The sequence below is a fragment of the Enterococcus dispar ATCC 51266 genome, assembly GCF_000406945.1.
Lineage (GTDB): Bacteria > Bacillota > Bacilli > Lactobacillales > Enterococcaceae > Enterococcus_C > Enterococcus_C dispar.
On the sequence record NZ_KE136354.1, the window covers coordinates 1,201,207 to 1,219,234 of the forward strand.

Sequence of the window (18,028 nt, forward strand, 5' to 3'; positions counted from 1 at the left end):
CTGTTTTACTGCATCATTTCGTATCTCCGCTCTATAACTCGTACTGTCACTTGATAGAACTGGTTCATTAAATGCCTTCGCATCTAACCAACCAACCTTTCCATCAATCATTTCAATTTTATAATAAGTACCACCACTACTAGTCAATACCTTGCTAGTTACATTAAATTTCTCTCCTCCATATTTACCCGCATTCTCTAAGGACTCATTTGTTGAGGATGTGCGGTAAGGCTCAGTCCAAATAGAAAATTGTCTAGCTAGAGTAGAATTTTTAACTACAAGTGTATAGTTTACTGGACTGGTATTAACAACTTTATCCAAATTCAAATTAAAGGCATCTTTATCAATCCACACTATTTTCTGATCAAAAATAACTTTCCAGTAAGTAGAACGATTAGTCACTGCAACTTCTAGGACATTCCCCGTTCGACCAGCAAATTGTCCTGCATTTCCATAGTTTATTATTCCTTCTCGTGTATTGTAGATATCCGACCATACTCCGTGTTTAGAAGATAAGCTTTTATCTTTAACTTGAATAGAAAAATCAGTTTCATACGATTTATTAATAGAATCATATGTTTTACCTGTAAAGCGACCTCTATAATCAATGTTAATATCAAAAGTTCCGATTCCTGTACTAACATTTGGATATTTAAAATTTGAAGCCCATTGCCATGCTGTATAAGCAGAATTCAACAAATTATTTTTACTTGGATTTACAGGATATTGTGCTATCCACAAATTATTATTTCCAATTTTTTGAGAATCGAGTTTCGGATTTGGTCCCCAAACCCAACTTGCTGATGTATAATGAATAACATTTTTATATCCTCTTGAATTTAATTGTTTCGCAAAAGTTTGCGAATTATTAGTTATTGTTGTTCCCTCGACAGTATAATCTTCAATATCATTAACCATGACTGTATTTTTCGAAAGATTTAAAGAGTCAGCAGTACTTGCAAAAAAGTTTGCTTCTGAAATCGCTTCTTGACTGTTTTTAAACTTACTATAATGATAGACAGAAACCGTTAGTCCAGCAGCTTTAGCATTACTTATTTGAGAAGCCATATACGTTTTGTTCTGATAGTAAGTACCCTCAGTCAATTTTACTACGACTCCACGCAAGCCATAATTTTTCATCTGTTGATAATGATTTACGGAAATATATTCATTCCACGATGAAATATCAATAAAATCCTTGTTGGGCAAAGAATTATCTGTTGCCCAAAAATATGTATCTTTCATAGTAGTAAATAGTTTAGGTGATATTAGTGACTGTTGATTCATCTCTTTATTTGATTTGTCTAAACGCTGTTGTATTGGATCACTTGCAATATCTAACCCAAAATCATCAGCATACACATTATTTCCTACAATGCAACAAGCTAGTACGCAACAAAACAGTAATAAATTATAAATAATTTTTTTCATTCTTCTTCTCCATATTCTGTAATCGATACTTCATTTTATCATAAACTGGTTCTCGAAAATAAACTACTTTTCCAAAATGTAATCATTCATAATAAATCCGTTTCCAATTTCATCGTCTTGTGTGTTAACAATTTTAAAGCCACGATGTTGGTAAACTGCAATAGAATGCATGTTATCTCGATTCACTCGCAATTGTTGCTTCAAACCTAACTCTTCACTTAAAATATCATACCAATCAAAAATTTCTCGCATTAAACCTTGACCACGAAATTCTTTTTTGATGTAAAGTTTACTAATATAAATGACATCTTTTCTTATTTCATAAGCTGTGTAACCAATAATTTCATCAACTAATACTAATGCAAAATAATGGACACCATTTTTTATTTCAATTGCAATGTTTTCTTTGGATTGATAATTGTGTAACATAAAATTCACTTGTTCCGCTCCAATAATTGGCGTAAACCATTCTTGCCAAATTTCGACAATGACTGGATATAATGCTGTAATTTCTTGTTTTGTTTCAACCTTTTTCTTTTTCAAATTATCTCCCCCAAATCATAACCACCCTTCAAAAGGGTGGTTTGCACTAGGGCTATAAGCCCTTTACACCGGCCAGCGCCTAAAGACGCTGGCTTTCTCATTTCATGTTCAAGCCATATTGCCTTTGCCACTTTTGCTCACCTTTAAAAAGGTGATTGTATTACTCTCTAACCCTTAAAAGGGTCTTCATATTCTCGAACACTCAATTTATCTAGTGCTATATCACGTTTCTCTTGTTCTTGAATGTATTTTCTTATGGTCGCTTCATTCAGTCCCACTGTACTTACATAATAGCCTTCTGCCCAAAAATGTCGATTTCCAAACTTATATTTTAAATTTGCATGTTTGTCAAAAATCATTAACGCGCTTTTTCCTTTGAGATAGCCCATAAAACTGGACACACTCATTTTTGGTGGAATACTCAATAACAGATGAACGTGATCTGGCATCATATGCCCTTCTAATATTTCCCCCCTTATATTTACATAACTGTTTAATAATCTCTTGAATGCTTGCTCGATATTGATTATAGATGATTTTTCTTCTATACTTTGGTGTGAATACAATGTGGTATTTACATAGCCACTTTGTATGGGCTAAACTATTTGCTTTATTAGCCATTTCTTATCCCTTCCTTTCGTTATCAATATGACCTGAACAATCATATTTTAACGATATGAAGGGCTTTTTGGTAGAACCATTGATTCCCCACCTGCATAGCAGGTGGTTTTATGTTTCACTCGCTTTGCGAGTTCAACTAGGTCTAAAGACAATAATAAAAAAACTGTGATGAAAGTTTCCCTTCACCACAGTTTAGACTAATTACTTCACATTTTCAAAGTGTTCGTTTGCTTTATCCCAATTAACAACTTCCCAGAAAGCTGCAATATAATCAGGACGCACATTTTTATATTTTAGATAATAAGCATGTTCCCAAACATCTAAACCGATAATGGGAGTTTTGCCTTCCATTAATGGTGAATCTTGGTTCGCAGTTGACATGATAGATAATTTACCGTTATTTACCACTAACCATGCCCAACCAGAACCGAAACGTCCTGTCGCAGCAGTTTTAAATTCACTTTTGAAATCTTCAAAAGAACCAAATGTTTCGTCAATAGCATCCTTTAAAGCTCCAGTTGGCGTTCCACCAGCATTTGGTGCCATAATTTCCCAAAAGAATGTATGGTTTGCATGTCCACCACCATTATTTTGAACAGCAGTACGAATATCAGCAGGAATTTCATCCATATAGGCAATTAATTCTTCCACACTTTTTTCTGCTAGTTCAGGATATTTTTCCAAAGCAGCGTTTAAATTTGTTACATATGTGTTGTGATGTTTATCGTGGTGTAAGTGCATTGTCTCCACGTCGATATAAGGTTCCAATGCGTCAAATGCATAAGGTAATTCTGGTAAAGTATAAGCCATTTTTGAACTCCTCCTAAATGTTATTTACAATGTAAACACTATCAGAGAAAAGTTAATTATTCAAAAAATATGCCTCGTTTTACTGAATTTGAGCAACATTTACATTATCTTATCTTTTGGCTTAAAAATAAATAATTTACTAAAAAGATAGTTTGCAATGACAACCAATACTTGGGTAAATAACTTCGCCAGTAAATCACCAGTTTGTAATATATCAATAAAAATCACCATAGAAATCATATCTAATCCAAAAGATAGTAATCGATAAAATACAAATTTACTAAATTCTATAATTAATTCTTTTATATCCTTCGTTTTCGAATGAAATACCCATATCTTATTAGTGATAAAAGCAAATACTATTGCCACCGCATTAGCAACAATATTTGCGATAACATAGTTTGTTTTTATTCCTTCTCTAAAAATAAAATAGATTATTATATTTACAAGCGTGGTTAAACCGCCAAAAAATAAATAAATAAAAACTTCCCATAAATGTCTTTTTTCTAATTCGTTTCTAAATTTCAAATAGTAATTCACAAAATTACTCCCTTACTTGTTCATTTCGTTTTTTATCATACACAAAAATCACCTTCTATTCTAGCAATTTCGAATATATTTAATCAATTCTCCTTGTAAAAGCCCTAGACCTTCGATAGAATGGATTGAATACTTATAAAAGGAGTCCTGCTCTGAATGTTATCATTAATTAAAAGTTCTTTTTTTCAGTTTCAACAATTACTGGAAGCAAAAAAATTACCATTTGGTAAGGTAATTGGTTATATTTTTATTCTGGGTGGTATTCTTACTCTACCTCTTGCCTATAAAGTAAGTAGCGTATTCCACGATATTCAACAAGATGGCCAAAAAATTGCCGCTAAATTACCTGATTTTACTATTGAAAACAACCAACTTAACCCGGTAAATTCCAATGAAAAAGGATTCATCTATCAAACAGATTCGATTATTTTTACTTTTGATCCTGAAGGAAAACGGACCGAAAAAGATATTACAACCGATATGGTAGGAAATTTTTTAAGCATCGGTCTTTTAAAAGACCGTTTAGTTGTTGCGATGCCAAGTACTGGAGCAAGTACGGCACTTTTAGGAGATAATCAATTAGTTATTCCATATTCTGAAGCTGCGCTAAAATCTTTAGATGGCGAACATATCCGCGAATACTTAGAAAAAACCAAGATTCCTTGGTGGATGTATCTTGTTGCCTTTTTAGTTTCTCTTTATCCAAGCGTAATCAATTTATTGGTGACTTTACTATTTGCTACTCTGGGAGCTACACTACAAACAAAGATGCGACGTACTCAATTAAGTAGTTTTGAAAATTTTAAAATTGTTGTTTTTGCCGCAACTTTACCCGTTATTTTAACGGCAGTGATTCACTTTATTACCATGAATTTTGATAGTACAATGTTTATTTTGATCGCAACCTTGTTTATTTACAATCAGGTAACAAAGGGAATGACACGTAAAGAAAAAAAATCAGACTAGACCTGAGACTCTTTTCAAAGTTTGAAAAGAGTCTTTTTAATATACCTTTGATACAATAGTAACAGCTAATCAATAAAGGAGAGATTGTCATGACAAAATTTATCTTATCCACCCGTCCTTTTAAAACGGAACATCTTGATAAAATTAAAGAGATAGCTCCTCAGTATCAGCTCATTACTAAGGTTAGATCAGCAGAAGATTGGCAAAACGTTAAAATCACAATTGGTTGGCAAAACGAATGGACGCAACTATTATCAAAGCAGACCAGTCTGAGATGGGTACAAAGTATTTCCGCCGGTGTGGATTATCTCCCGCTGCAAGAATTTAAAACACACAAAATTTTATTAACTAACGCAAAAGGCATCCACAAAGAAGCTATCAGTGAACATGTGCTAACGACTATTTTGATGCGGCTGCGTGGCTTTAATGAAGCTATAATCGGTCAACGCCATAAAAAATGGACGCACAATATTTTTTATGGCAAGTTAGAAGAACAAAAAATTCTGATTGTGGGCACTGGTCAAATTGGGCAAGAACTTGCTAAGACTTTGAAACTACTGGGCAATCAACCAGTAGGTGTTAATACAACTGGCCATAAAGTAGAAAATTTTGAAAAAACCGTTGCTATTTCAAAATTAAAAACAATCGTTGATCAGTTTGATTTTGTAATAAATATTCTACCTTTAACGGATGAAACTTACCATTTATATGATGCTGATTTTTTTAATGCGATGAATCAAACTGCAACTTTTATTAATGTAGGGCGAGGAGCTAGTGTTGATACAACAGCCTTAACTTCAGCTTTACAAAGAAGGTTAATCGCTTATGCAGCATTAGATGTTTTTGAAGAAGAACCACTTCCTCTAAGTAGCCCTTTGTGGGATTTAGATAATATTTTAATTACGCCTCATATTGCTGGAATGGTACCACATTTTCAAGATAAATTTATGACAATTTTTTTACAAAATCTAGCATCCTTTGTTACTAATCAAACTGTTACAAAAAATCATGTAGACTTGACAAAAGGTTATTAAATTCGGGAATATTTTGTCCTAGAAAAGCTAAACAGAATCACTCAACTCTTAAGCAACAAGACGAAATCTTGATAATTACATTTGAATTTTTCAATATTTTGACTTATTGCCAGAGTATGTATATTCGTACAGTTAGACATTGATATCCTGTTATATCGGCTTTATTTCTTGGGCCAATCATCCAATCCCCTTACAAAAAATAAAAATCTCCGTGGATAGTTAAGAAGTTATTCTTTAACTACCCACGAAGGTTTTAGCGATTATCCTGATCTGATTCTTTTACTAAGTAATGAGGTCTTTTTTTTGTTTCTAAAAATATTTTACCAATATATTTGCCGATAATTCCTAAGCAAAGCAACTGTAAGCCACCCACAAATAGAAAAATGGAAACCATGGAAGGCCAACCACTTGTTGGATCTCCAAATAGCAATGCCCGTACCACAATAAAAATTAAAGCAATACCAGAACCCAAACAAGAAAACGCCCCTACAAAAGAAGCAATATTTAATGGTAAATCCGAAAAATTGACAATACCATCAATCGAATATTTCAAGAGTTGCCAAAAAGACCAAGATGTTTTCCCCGCGATGCGTTCCACGTTTTCATATGCAATATATTCTGTGTTAAAACCTACCCAACTAAAAATTCCTTTTGAAAATCGGTTATATTCCGTAATTTGTAAAACTGCATCCACCATTTTTCGCGTCATCAATCGAAAATCCCGTACACCAGGTACAAGTTCAGTATCACCAATTTTATTCATCAAACGATAAAACAGGCGGGCAAAGAGACTTCTGATTTTTGGTTCCCCATCGCGATTTTTTCTTCTGGTAGCAACACAATCCAAATTATGGTCAATTAACAAATCATACATTTTAACTAACAACTGCGGTGGATCTTGCAGATCAGCATCCATCAAAGTGACATAATCTCCTTTGGCGTTTTGTAGACCGGCATAAATCGCCGCCTCTTTACCGAAATTACGAGAAAAGGAAAAATAATGTATTTTTTGAGGTCTCTCTTGTGACTGCTGCTTCAATAATCGCAGTGTTTGATCAGTAGATCCATCATCAATTAAAATATATTCCACTTCTAGTGGTAAATTTCCCTCTATTTTTTTCATTTCTTTAAAAAAATAAGGTAAACTTTTTTCTTCGTTAAAACAAGGTACAATCACCGATAAAAGCATCCACTTAGGCTCCTACTAAATTTTATTCTTCATGAAATAAATACTTGGGCTCATTTAATTTTTCATCTAAATCGACTGTCAAATCATACCCTTTGAAAAACCATTCATCTGCCTCATCAGCATAAAATAAAATTCCATCTGCAGTTGTTTTTGCAATGGGATTTTCTGGTGTATCAACTGACATCCCCACCGAAAAACCTTCATGGACTTGGGTATTCCCATAAACTTTTCCATAAAAACGAACACCCATTTCAGATTCAACTGTTAATTCATTTTTAAACCATTGTGCTGCTTTTGGTGTTATTGTTATTTTCATCAATATCCCTCACTAATCATTCATTTTTTCGTCTAAAATATCGACATCATCGGTTTCCCCAATTACTAATAAATTATCATTTTTTAAAACAATTTCATCAGCAGTAGGTGAAACAATTACTTTGCCATTAACCCGTCGAATTCCTACTACCGTTAAACCAAAATTTTGGCGAAAATTCAAATCGGCTAACGTTTTATCATAAAATTTTGGATTGGTTACGCGAATTTCTGCTAAAGAATAATCATCAGATAATTCAACATAATCTAAAATATTTTTAGAAACTAAATTATGCGCGATCCGCACACCCATATCCCGTTCTGGGTGCACCACGCGATCCGCTCCAATTTTTTCTAATACACGCGCGTGATATTCATTTTGTGCTTTAGCTAAAACATTTGGCACACCCATTTCTTTGACCATTAATGTTACCAGAATGCTCGCTTGAATATCTTCTCCAATTGCTACAATGACATGATCAAAATTTCGAATCCCTAATGATCGTAAAGTCATTTCATCTTGTGCATTTCCCACAACTGCATGGGTTGCAATATTCATATATTCATTTACCCGGTCTTCACTGCTGTCAATGGCTAGTACTTCTTGACCGGATTCAATTAAAGTACGACAAATACTACCACCAAAACGTCCCAAGCCAATAATGGCATAATTTTGTTTCATTTTATTCTCCTCATCTCACATATTAAAAAAATCAGTGGCTTCAACTTATGAAGCTAGTATAACAAAGACCCCTTCGTTGTGCTATCGAAGAGGTTTTTTTCTATTTAGCTAAGCCGTGTTTAAAAGCATAGATAGTAGCTTGCGTGCGATCTTCTACTTCTAATTTGGATAAAATATTGGACACATGTGTTTTCACCGTTTTTAAAGTGATAAAAAGTTCATCGGCAATCTCTTGATTACTTTTCCCTTGAGCAACCAATAATAAAATCTCCCGTTCTCGGTTCGTTAAATCTTCATGTAAAATTGGTGTTTTATTCGTTAAACGATTCATCATTTTACTGGTAACTTCCGGTTCTAAAATTCGTTCTCCACGATACGTAGCACGAATGGCATCCGCAATTTCATGTGCTGTAGAAGTCTTAAGTAAGTAGCCAGATGCCCCAGCTTCAATAGCCGGATAAACTTTTTCGTCGTCAATAAAACTTGTGACAATCAAAATTTTGGCTTCTGGCCAAGCTTTTAAAATGGCTTTTGTCGACTCAATGCCATCCATAACATCCATCACTAAATCCATTAAAATGACATCTGGTTTTAATTCCAACGCCTTCTCATAGCCAATTTGACCATTTTCGGCTTCTCCAACAACTTCTATATCCTCTTGAATAGATAAATACGAAGAAACACCTAACCGCACCATTTCGTGATCATCTACAAGTAAAACTTTAATCACACCCACATCCTCCTTCAAACAAAATCCTATTTTTCAGTATTGCATTTTACATACTAGACAATGGGAATTTTTATTTCCACACTTGTTCCTTGTCCTTTAAAACTAATAATTTTGCATGTACCCCCAACACTTGCTACCCGCTCTTTAATATTCATTAAACCATAACTACCAGCATTTTGCTCGCCTGTATCAAAGCCAACACCATCATCGATCACCCGTAACAAGACATTTTGTCCTACTTTGTGCAAGTATACTTCCAATTCCTCTGCTTTAGCATGTCGTAAAGTATTAGATAGTAATTCTTGGACAATCCGAAAAAGTTGATCTTCAATCGTGGGCGCCAAAATGATTTCTTCAGCTTCCCATTTCAATTTGATTTTTATTTTGGACTGCAACTCCTTTAATAGCTGCTCTATTCCCATCTTCAAGCTTTTTCCTTCTAGACTAACCGGGCGTAAGTGCAAGAGTAATGCGCGCATTTCCGATTGTGAAGCATTGATAATATCTGATACCATTTGCAATTGTTTCTGCTGAGGAAGCGGAAGTTCCATTTTTTTTGCTTGTTCATTTAAAGCCGATAACATCATCATCGCTGCAAATAGTTGTTGTGAAACAGAATCATGTAGCTCACGGGCTAGCCGATGCCGTTCAATTTCCAAAATTTCTTCTTTAGTTTGTCCGTCCATTAATTGTGGACGACTATTTAAAACTTGCAGTTCAGTGGACAATTCGTTTAATTTTCGACCAATTTGGGTAATATCTTGATCAATAGCAGTTAAATAATGGTTTTCTTTAGAATGTGATAGCGGTTCACCGACTAAGTCAGAATCATAATTGCCGGCTACTAATAATCTTAGCTTTTCTTCCACGCCACCATAAGAACTCTTACGAAATAGAGAAATTAAGATATATGTGACAACGCCAAAACCAATAGATATAGCTAAGATATAAAATATCAAAGGTAAAAAGAAAATTCGCGTTTGAAGAGAAACTAACCACCAATTTTTGACGTTATTGGCATGAAGATAAGAAAATAAAACCAAAATCAAGGTAATAAAAATCGCAATACCGGTATAAAGTGCAATCATTCCTTTTGAGATTTTTGCCATCATACACGAATCACCTCAATATCACCAATTAAGGTACTCGATAGAATTTTAATCCGACGTTCACTCGTATCATAATCTTCACTGTATACCGTAATTCTTTCACTTCTTAGTGTAGTTTGTTCCCCTACAAAAGTTACATTGCCAATAAAGCTGCCATGTTCGATTGCAATCCCAATTCCTAAGGGAACTAAAATTCTTGTTCTTCCAAAGCCTTTTCGCAACATAATAATATTATCCCGTTTTGGTAAAATTGTATTCCCTAAATCAATAATCGTATCCCCGGAAAGCATATTAATATTAATATCATCCCACTCAAAGACTTGATTGCCAATTCTCTCATTGCCAAACAAATTTTGGCGCTCTCTTTTATTAGGATGTAAGCTAGGAACTGTAGTTTCTACCATAACCATCTGTTTTTTCTTCCAAAAAGCATTTTTTGTTAAATCAATTCCTGTCAGCTCTACCCCTTTTAAGCCAACAAATAAAACACCAAATACCAACATCAACCAAACAGCAGGATTATTTAATAAGCTAATAAATACAGCAAGTCCGCCAACAATTAACCAAAAATTCGTTCTGCGGCCTCTTTTTTTTGTACGAGATGTTGCGTATAAGCATAGCACGCCAAAAATTAGCAATAATAATAAAGGCGGACTGTTGAAAATCTGCCATAATGCATAAAGAAACAATAACGCTTCAACTACAAGAAAAAAACGCCATGGACTTTTCAAATTTACCACCTCCTACAAAATATATTTCTCAAAATTTTATCTTTAAATTTCTATTTTTATTTTCCACAACATTTCTATTTTATCATACCGAAAAAGGAATGAAATAAAATCAGACTTTAGAATGAAAAAATTGATGAATTTAGCTACTAAAACTCGGAAATTTTTTATTTATTGTTTTTTTAACAACTTTGAAAATTTTTTTCCAATAGAAAACTATTTTAGAAAGTAAAAGCCAGTTTAAGAATCCCGTGATACGGTTCTTAAACTGGCTTTTACTATACTCTAAAACTTTCAATAATTATATTGCTTTTGGAAAAGTTTCACCGGCTTTTATTAAGCTTGTTCCACTTTTGTTATTTTCACTAACATACTCCCACCAGGGGTTTGAATTGTTACTTCTTCGCCAACTTTTTTCCCAATTAATGCTTGCGCAATTGGAGAATCGTTAGAGATTTTACCAGAAAACGGATCTGATTCGGCACTTCCAACAATTGTATATTCTTCTTCATCTCCATCTGGTTGTTCGATAAAAGTAACTTTTTTTCCAAGAGAGACTTCATCAGTATCCACGCCGTCATTATCAATAATTTGGGCAAAACGAATCATATTTTCTAAAGTAGTGATCCGGCCTTCTACAAAAGCTTGTTCATCTTTAGCAGATTCATATTCAGAGTTCTCAGATAAATCACCAAAACCACGGGCAATTTTAATTCGTTCAATAATTTCGCCACGTTTTACTGTTTTTAATTCTTCTAATTCTTGTTCTAATTTTTCTTTACCTTCAACTGTCATTGGATAAACTTTTTCTACCATGGTAAATTCTCCTTCATTTTCAACTCTAAAATCGCAAATAGTAACCTTTTCGCAATTAATATCGAAAAGGTTACCATGCTTTTTTTAAAATGTAAATGACAATAATCTAATTATTGACATATTTTTCGACTAAAGCCAAATGTTCTTCATAAGTTTCAGCGTAATAAACTTTACCAGTTTTAATATCTGCTACAAAGTAATAATAATTGTTGGCAGTTGGATCTAGGACTGCCTTAATTGATTGTTCACTTGGACTATCAAATGGCCCAGGACCATAACCAGTATTCGTATACAAGTTATAAGGTGAATCCACTTGTAAATCTTTATTATAAACTTTTTCTTTATGTTCACCTAGCGCATATAGTATTGAGATATCTGATTGTAGTGGCATCCCTGCTGCAATCCGGTTAAAGAAAACTTGAGCAATTTTTTTACGGTCAGTTTCTGTTACGCCTTCTTTTTCCACTAAGGACGCAAGTGTTATAACCTCTTGTACATCCATATTTTTTTGCTTAATCGTATCATAATATGCAGACATAACCGTATTCGTTTTATCAATCATTTGTGTCACAATATCTTCTAAAGATGATGTTTTATAGTAATCATATGTGGCTGGGAACAAATAACCTTCTAAACGATAACGAACACCTTTAGCTTTAGCAGCGCTTGTTAAAAGATCTGGATATTTTTCTTGCATTTTTTTAAAGAAATCTTCATTTTTCATTAAATCAAGAAAATCAGATTTTTTAATTTTGGTATCTTTGGCAATAATATCGCCAATTTTATCAATATCAACACCCTCAGGGATCGTCAATTTGGCATCAGCACCCGCAGTTCCAGCACCGCCGCCTTGCAAATTCTTACTAATGTCATCTAAAGACATCGAAGGTGAAAAATGATAACTTCCGGCTTGAAAACCGGTTAGATTATTAAATTTTGTATAGTAGTTAAACACCATACCACTTTTAATTACTTTATCTTCTTGTAAAATCTCCCCAATTTGCTTATTCGAGGATCCACTTGGTATTTCTACAGCAACAGTCTTTTTATTATCCGGATCTAACGGCTGTAAGCTGCTGGAAACGTAGCGATACACAGAAAATCCCAGAATACCACCAATTACTAGCAAAGCGAGCACGACGACTGTCACTATTTTACTAACAATCCGATCTTCTTTTTGCCGCATCTTGCGTCGTTGCATTTCATCTGCAGAGACACTAAGCGTTGGTTTTGTAGCATTACTCATTTTTTCATTTTTAGGTTTCTTTTTTACTGGCGCTTTTTTCTTTTCAGTAGATTCTTTTTTTGTATTTTGGAAACTGTCCTTTGCGCCACTACTTCTTCTTGAACCGACTGATTCTTGGGATACATTTAAACGCTCTCTTTGGTTCTTTGATTGACTATTTTTATTTTGTTGGCCTTGACGATTTGAACTTCTTTTTTCCTTTGAAGTTCCCTCATCTGAGTTATTTAACGAATTTAAAATCTTGTCTTTGAAAGATTCTTCTTCTGGATGTTGTTTAGACAAAACAACTCCTCCTTACTCTCATGATACTAGCTTGTACCATTATACACGAAAGTAAGAAGGAGTAAAATGCTTAATTTAATATATTCAAATTTCTTGATAAAATCGATTCTCTAATTCTCATAATACTGTTGAAGAATGTATGATAGAAAACAGGAATAAAACAATATAAATATCTAGGATTTGTTTCCCAAAGCGTCAAAAATATTATTAATCCTATTATCGAAATCTGCATCGTCCATTCAAAAATGTTCCCCTTAGGTATAAAAAAGCCGCTAATAAGAACTATAATTAAAAACATTCCCCATATAAATTGAAAATATCGTTCAAAACTTTTATCTTTCATTTTTTTCTGCAGAAATCCACTATTATTTTTGGTACCCCAAAGTGCATATAAATCTGTGAACATATCTCCCGAAGTCCATGTTCTACTCATTTTTTTGACAAACAAAAATTGGAATAAATCTTGTTTTCCAAAACTGCGAACTCTTTCTTTTATTACAGTCTTAGAATTTTTTTCTTTTTCTTTATATCCATCAATTGATCTTGTTTTGATCAAATCATCAATAAAAAAACCTCCATTTGTTTTTGTATTTAGTCCCATTGCTACCCAATGTGCAAGAGGAATTTCAAATTTTTCTCGTTCACTATTAGTAATGGGCATAAACCAAGAAAAAAATAGGTTCATTAAAATTAAAATACTGAAAAATGAAGCACCCAAAGTTAACCCAGTTTTTATCAAAAAATTTTTTTCAGATATTTTTTTTACAATTATACTTATTATCAAAGCAACAAATATAATAATTGCAAAAGCTTTTATTTTATAGCCGAGAGCACAAAATATAGCTATACAAAATAATATCGATATTTTTTTGTAATCTGATTTATAACGTGATACTAAATAACATATAGTACTAATAAAAAACAAGCCCAAAGTATCAGTATAAAGAAATTCACTGAAGAATAAGATAGGAAACATCGTAGTCAATAAAAATAAAGGTAAAAACATATTCTTTAATTTCCATTCTCTTTTTGCAGTTTTACCAATCATAAAAATACTGATTGTTATAATCAAGGAATTTATAATTATCATAAATTTGTAACCATCTTCAACTCCAACGGAAGGGTGAAAAAGGAACATTAGTTTACAGAGATTATACACAATGAAAAAAATAAAATCATTGTTAGGATAGTTACCAAAATAATCGACTCGTGTTAGATTTCCAGTTTTTGCATATTCAAACGCGCTTGTATAAACAGTTGCAAAATCCCAATTTTCTAGTCCAACCCTTAATGATAGTCCTATCGAGGCAATGATAAAAAAAATTAAAAGAAATAAGGCAAAAAGCATTAACTTATTAACGATTTTCAACTTACATTTCGTAAAATTTCTTTTTTTTCTACCTTTTTTATGTTTTATGTTTATCTTTAAATATGAACTAATAACATATCCAATCAACACCAAGGCTAATACTTGAAGAAAGAGTACACTGGGCATATTAAAAAGATTAAACCCAATATTTAGAATTATTATCCAAATAATAGCGAGAAGAAAAATCATCTGAAATATGTTCATTATATAACTTTCAAATTTTCCTTTATTCATCGATATTCTCCTCACATGATTTTATTTCTTCATGAATTAATTTATTTAAGAAGATGCTTATTTCTAGCTTTACATTACGCCCCATGTTTCCATTTTCGTCAAAAAAATTATAAGGAAAAATAATTGTAGTAGCCAACTTATTCATTTCTTCTTTTATAGTCATAATATTATCTTTAGTATATATCACAAACCTCTTGTCTTGTTTTTCAAAACTACTGAACTTCTTCTCGATATCAATTTTAGGCATGTATGAAACTAGTACGTCTAATTCATCATCTTCGGTTAAAGTCTCAAATTCTGCTTGAGGATCGCAAACTACACTTACATAATTACCAAGATACGAATGATACAGCGCAGCTATGGCTCCCTTATGGCTTCCTGTCAAGATTGTTTTATTTGATCCAATCCCATATTGTTCTTTAACTTCAGAAATTATATTTTGAACATTTGTTTCAATTTCTGTATTAGTTTCAGTATTCATATATGCACTTCCGTATAGACCATTGCTATCCATAATACGAAGTACAACTGAATTTCCTATAATGTAATTATCTATATTAGAAAAAAAGTCAGGAAAAATGCGTCTTGTAATTTTCGAACTTAGAATATCTGTACGTTTACTAGGATACGAAGAAAATACAACAATTAAGTTGTTATCTGCAGACTTACTAAAATCTTCTGGTTCATTTATCGTAAAAAGAAAGTCTCCAAGCTGCAATAAATCATTTCTTTGCCAAATAGTGTTTACTTTATCTTTTTTTACAAAATAGCTAATTTTCTTTTTATACCAATATAAAACATAGCCATTTTCATTTAACTTTCTAAGGACATTAGCAGATTGTTGATTTAACGTTGCACTTTTTAACAAGTTATAGTACTCATCCAATTCAATGCCAATCTTTTCTTGTGAGAAGTCAATTTTATCATTTATCCCATAAATTTTTGTACGCTTAAAAATTTTATTAAAAAGTTGATTACTCTGATTACTCTTAACAATTTCCATTCTTTTCCTCCATAAAAACATCTTCCGCTAAAATTTTCATCAACTCATTGGTAGAGTTTTCTGTATCATTACTCATTAAAACATCACAAATAATTTCATCATAAAAATCCATTTCAGGTTCAATTATCTCTCTAACCAATTCTTCTTCTGTATATGATTTACCGATTAATCCCGTTAGATCTTCTAAATCAAAATACCAACCGATATTTTGAGCGTATTGTTGCTTATCTTCTTGTAAAACGACAATTTTTTTTCTAGTATGGGCAAAATCAAACATAGCAGAAGAATAATCTGTAATTAGTGTTTCAGAAAGCAAATAAAGCTCCTGAATGTCTGTAATGTCATTATAGAAGCAATGGATACGCGAATCAAGATTAGCATAATGTCGCCGTAAATAAGCTTCATTAGGATGAAGTTTAACAATCAAATGATAATTTGTCGGTAATAGACTAATCAATTTTTTTAAATCAAGATTGGATAGGTCATCACGTTTTTCTTGACGCCAAGTAGGGCAATACAAAACATACTTGGATCCATTTGGTTCAGTTCCGAAGTATTTCAGATGTAATCGCTCGATTTCATTAAAATTAATATTATTTTCTATTAAATAAGTATTCTTAGGGGCACCAATTTCCAAGATTTTTAAATTCGAATTTTTTTCCAATTGAAATGCACTTGTAATATATCTGGTATTCCTTGGGGAACTACTTAATAAATAGTCCCATTTCATCATCCGGGGTTGAAATGCTTTCAACTGTTTTTGCTTTTCTTTTACATCGGCCAAATCAGCGACCATTTTCTTCAGTGGGAATCCGTGCCATGTTTGGAAGAATATTTGACCCTCTCGTTTACCCACCTTATCAAGAGTATTACCATTTACAATAACTAAATGAGATTTACGAAAAATAGATACATATCTATTACTTCCTGTTCTAATTGGAATAAAGTGATATTTATATATTTCCATATCTACCAACTGATTAACAGAGCTAACAAATATTTTGGTGTCTGGATAACGTTTCTTTATTGCAAGTGCTATATACTTAGGATCCCCAGAAAAATTTTTGCCATGAAAGGATTCGATAAAAACATAATCATTCTTTATCGTTTCCTCTACTATAGAATTTTCAGAATGAGTAGTGTTTTTTTTCAAAAAGTTGGTAATTTTTAAGGAATATTTTTGTAACTTTTTACTTTTTACAAATCTTCTAAAATAGGGATTTCGGTTTCCTCTTTTAATAAGCCTTCCCCATAAAGTTTTATTTACTAAATGTGAGGTATAAATTTCATTTACAATTTCCGAAGCATTTACATCACCATCAAAACTAGTTGTATAATCACTTTTTATTATCTTATCAATATACTCACGTCCATAGTTTTTCGTAATACAGTTTGTTTTAATGTATTGTAAATCATGCTGATATTTTCGGTCTAACCAAGGTAGTTCCACAAACTGAATCACAGTTTGTGCATCTGCTTTAATATCTTTGGTCAACCATGCCACGTTTTCAAGGTCCCCGTAAATCTCTTTTAAAACACCATCGTCACCAGGATATAAAATTGCGGGCATTCCTTGACCCAAGGCTTCCATAATTGAGTAACCGAAAGTTTCTGCTCTTGAAGTACTCAAATATATATAATTAGTGGGTGGTTCATAGTTAATAAATACATTATCATTTAAACCATAAGCATTAATAAGATTTTTATATAAAACTCTCGCTATCCCTTGTCCGTTTATGAAAAGCTTGTAGTTAGTCATACGTTTTTCTTTTACCAAATACCGCATTAAAGATATCGCGTACGCAATATCTTTAGAAGTTTCATCAAACCGAGAGAAGATAAAAAAATTAGTGGGTTTACTTGGTTTGTCTTTAATTTCATTTACAAAAAATACATGACGAATACTAATTGAAAAAGGAATCACATTGTCTTTGCCAAGTTTTTGTTTTAGTAATTTGGCAGTATTAATTGTTGAAACACGATAAATATCGACAGCATCCGCGGCAAAATCTGATCCTATTTCAACATTATAAATTGGCGCATGAACTTCCCCAATAATTTTACTATTTGGATACGTCTTCTTTAGTGCTCTTGCTAATACAAACAAAGATTCTCTGGTCAGTATGTAACTATCTAAGGCTTCGCCAGACAGAACATCATTTATATTTCTAAATGACACATTTCTTCCAAGTGACTCTCTATTAACTAGTTCCTTTATGTCTTCTTCTGAAAAATTACTAGTATTAAAGAAAACAATGTCACAATCTTCCTGTTGTAATTCTTGTATCAAATTGATATTACTACGGCTAGTACCGCCCACACCAAAAATATTAAAACCAATTATTCCAATTTTCATATATATATTGGCAAAAAATGCCACTCC

The 18,028-nt window shown here is 32.6% G+C and carries 17 protein-coding genes and 1 pseudogene; 2 read left to right on the forward strand and 16 right to left on the reverse strand.

Annotated features, from left to right (window positions below; translation table 11 throughout):
• From RK01_RS13715 to RK01_RS05930, 5 genes and pseudogenes are all read right to left on the reverse strand, one after another.
• A partial coding sequence (locus RK01_RS13715; RefSeq protein WP_016172377.1) for a GH25 family lysozyme occupies nt 1-1,431 on the reverse strand: 1,431 nt, incomplete at its 3' end.
• A gap of 63 nt (nt 1,432-1,494) precedes the next feature.
• Nucleotides 1,495-1,974 (reverse strand): GNAT family N-acetyltransferase, encoded by a 480-nt coding sequence (locus RK01_RS05915; protein ID WP_016172378.1) that lies wholly within the window; start codon nt 1,972-1,974, stop codon nt 1,495-1,497.
• A gap of 167 nt (nt 1,975-2,141) precedes the next feature.
• A pseudogene (gene tnpA / locus RK01_RS05920) lies at nt 2,142-2,595 on the reverse strand (IS200/IS605 family transposase).
• 201 nt (nt 2,596-2,796) lie between these two features.
• Nucleotides 2,797-3,405 (reverse strand): superoxide dismutase, encoded by a 609-nt coding sequence (locus RK01_RS05925; protein WP_016172380.1) that lies wholly within the window; start codon nt 3,403-3,405, stop codon nt 2,797-2,799.
• 99 nt (nt 3,406-3,504) lie between these two features.
• Nucleotides 3,505-3,945 carry a GtrA family protein gene (locus RK01_RS05930; protein WP_016172381.1) on the reverse strand — a complete coding sequence of 147 codons (441 nt, stop codon included), beginning with the start codon at nt 3,943-3,945 and terminating at the stop codon, nt 3,505-3,507.
• A 156-nt stretch (nt 3,946-4,101) separates the two neighbouring features.
• Here RK01_RS05930 and RK01_RS05935 point away from each other — a divergent pair, with 156 nt between their 5' ends.
• Complete coding sequence (locus RK01_RS05935) at nt 4,102-4,911, forward strand: DUF1189 domain-containing protein (RefSeq protein ID WP_016172382.1); 810 nt, start codon at nt 4,102-4,104, stop codon at nt 4,909-4,911.
• 89 nt (nt 4,912-5,000) lie between these two features.
• A complete protein-coding gene (locus RK01_RS05940) occupies nt 5,001-5,945 on the forward strand; it encodes a phosphoglycerate dehydrogenase (RefSeq protein WP_016172383.1) in 945 nt (314 codons plus the stop codon).
• Between the two features lie 253 nt (nt 5,946-6,198).
• Here RK01_RS05940 and RK01_RS05945 read toward each other — a convergent pair whose 3' ends face one another.
• The 11 genes from RK01_RS05945 to RK01_RS05995 form a co-directional block, all read right to left on the reverse strand.
• Nucleotides 6,199-7,134, reverse strand: coding sequence for a glycosyltransferase family 2 protein (locus RK01_RS05945; RefSeq protein WP_016172384.1), 936 nt, complete (start codon nt 7,132-7,134; stop codon nt 6,199-6,201).
• Nucleotides 7,135-7,156: 22 nt separating this feature from the next.
• Entirely contained in the window at nt 7,157-7,450 is a 294-nt protein-coding gene (locus tag RK01_RS05950) for a HesB/YadR/YfhF family protein (protein WP_016172385.1), read from the reverse strand.
• A gap of 12 nt (nt 7,451-7,462) precedes the next feature.
• Nucleotides 7,463-8,128 carry a potassium channel family protein gene (locus RK01_RS05955; protein WP_016172386.1) on the reverse strand — a complete coding sequence of 222 codons (666 nt, stop codon included), beginning with the start codon at nt 8,126-8,128 and terminating at the stop codon, nt 7,463-7,465.
• Between the two features lie 100 nt (nt 8,129-8,228).
• On the reverse strand, nt 8,229-8,858 hold the full coding sequence (locus RK01_RS05960; protein WP_016172387.1) for a response regulator transcription factor: 630 nt from the start codon (nt 8,856-8,858) through the stop codon (nt 8,229-8,231).
• A gap of 53 nt (nt 8,859-8,911) precedes the next feature.
• On the reverse strand, nt 8,912-9,970 hold the full coding sequence (locus RK01_RS05965) for a sensor histidine kinase (protein WP_016172388.1): 1,059 nt from the start codon (nt 9,968-9,970) through the stop codon (nt 8,912-8,914).
• The gene (gene liaF, locus RK01_RS05970) at nt 9,967-10,698 is read right to left on the reverse strand and encodes a cell wall-active antibiotics response protein LiaF (RefSeq protein ID WP_016172389.1); all 732 of its coding nucleotides are present in this window, start codon (nt 10,696-10,698) and stop codon (nt 9,967-9,969) included. The genes RK01_RS05965 and liaF overlap by 4 nt, the downstream gene beginning before the upstream one ends.
• 333 nt (nt 10,699-11,031) lie before the next feature.
• On the reverse strand, nt 11,032-11,511 hold the full coding sequence (gene greA / locus RK01_RS05975; protein WP_016172390.1) for a transcription elongation factor GreA: 480 nt from the start codon (nt 11,509-11,511) through the stop codon (nt 11,032-11,034).
• A 106-nt stretch (nt 11,512-11,617) separates the two neighbouring features.
• Nucleotides 11,618-13,039 (reverse strand): endolytic transglycosylase MltG, encoded by a 1,422-nt coding sequence (gene mltG / locus RK01_RS05980; RefSeq protein WP_016172391.1) that lies wholly within the window; start codon nt 13,037-13,039, stop codon nt 11,618-11,620.
• Between the two features lie 70 nt (nt 13,040-13,109).
• Nucleotides 13,110-14,642, reverse strand: a complete 1,533-nt coding sequence (locus RK01_RS05985) for a glycosyltransferase family protein (RefSeq protein WP_016172392.1) — start codon at nt 14,640-14,642, stop codon at nt 13,110-13,112.
• The gene (locus RK01_RS05990) at nt 14,635-15,645 is read right to left on the reverse strand and encodes an XcbB/CpsF family capsular polysaccharide biosynthesis protein (protein ID WP_016172393.1); all 1,011 of its coding nucleotides are present in this window, start codon (nt 15,643-15,645) and stop codon (nt 14,635-14,637) included. Before RK01_RS05990 ends, RK01_RS05985 begins: the two co-directional genes overlap by 8 nt.
• A complete protein-coding gene (locus RK01_RS05995; protein ID WP_016172394.1) occupies nt 15,632-18,025 on the reverse strand; it encodes a CDP-glycerol glycerophosphotransferase family protein in 2,394 nt (797 codons plus the stop codon). The genes RK01_RS05990 and RK01_RS05995 overlap by 14 nt, the downstream gene beginning before the upstream one ends.
• Nucleotides 18,026-18,028 lie beyond the last annotated feature (3 nt).

Coding starts and splice junctions, on each gene's coding strand:
- RK01_RS05965 (WP_016172388.1), bottom strand. CDS start 9,970: ATGATGGCAAAAATCTCAAAAGGAATGATTGCACTTTATACCGGTATT.
- RK01_RS05990 (WP_016172393.1), bottom strand. CDS start 15,645: ATGGAAATTGTTAAGAGTAATCAGAGTAATCAACTTTTTAATAAAATT.
- RK01_RS05950 (WP_016172385.1), bottom strand. CDS start 7,450: ATGAAAATAACAATAACACCAAAAGCAGCACAATGGTTTAAAAATGAA.
- RK01_RS05955 (WP_016172386.1), bottom strand. CDS start 8,128: ATGAAACAAAATTATGCCATTATTGGCTTGGGACGTTTTGGTGGTAGT.
- RK01_RS05945 (WP_016172384.1), bottom strand. CDS start 7,134: ATGCTTTTATCGGTGATTGTACCTTGTTTTAACGAAGAAAAAAGTTTA.
- RK01_RS05985 (WP_016172392.1), bottom strand. CDS start 14,642: ATGAATAAAGGAAAATTTGAAAGTTATATAATGAACATATTTCAGATG.
- greA (WP_016172390.1), bottom strand. CDS start 11,511: ATGGTAGAAAAAGTTTATCCAATGACAGTTGAAGGTAAAGAAAAATTA.
- RK01_RS05935 (WP_016172382.1), top strand. CDS start 4,102: ATGTTATCATTAATTAAAAGTTCTTTTTTTCAGTTTCAACAATTACTG.
- RK01_RS05925 (WP_016172380.1), bottom strand. CDS start 3,405: ATGGCTTATACTTTACCAGAATTACCTTATGCATTTGACGCATTGGAA.
- RK01_RS05940 (WP_016172383.1), top strand. CDS start 5,001: ATGACAAAATTTATCTTATCCACCCGTCCTTTTAAAACGGAACATCTT.